At 38.5% G+C, this 273-nt stretch carries 1 pseudogene; it reads left to right on the top strand.

Going from position 1 to position 273, the window contains the following annotated elements:
• Window positions 1–24 precede the first annotated feature (24 nt).
• A pseudogene (locus tag CWC28_RS21145) lies at window positions 25–273 on the top strand (zona occludens toxin-like protein); the annotation flags it as partial.

Below are 273 nucleotides of genomic sequence, written 5' to 3'. Positions count from 1 at the left end.
TATTTCACCAGTAATGAAAGCGCTGTGGAAAGTGTCGAAGAAACCTCTCAAGTTGATGTGGTCAATAATCAAAAAGATACTAGTTCTAATACTAATAATGCTGCTATTCAGGTTCTTGATGGTGAACCTGTTTCTGTAGGTTTGCCCTATGGTGCTACCGATATATTCGTGACTGGTATTCAAGAAGTGAAACGTCCAGAACGAACCCATCGAGAATATATCTTCGAGTTTATAACAGAAAGATACGGCACGTTTAGTATCAACTCTTACGAA

The sequence above is a fragment of the Pseudoalteromonas sp. S4492 genome (assembly GCF_005886115.1).
Taxonomy (GTDB): Bacteria; Pseudomonadota; Gammaproteobacteria; order Enterobacterales; family Alteromonadaceae; genus Pseudoalteromonas; species Pseudoalteromonas gelatinilytica.
The sequence above is the reverse complement of the archived record's forward strand: the minus strand, read 5'-3'. Positions and strand labels throughout refer to the sequence as shown.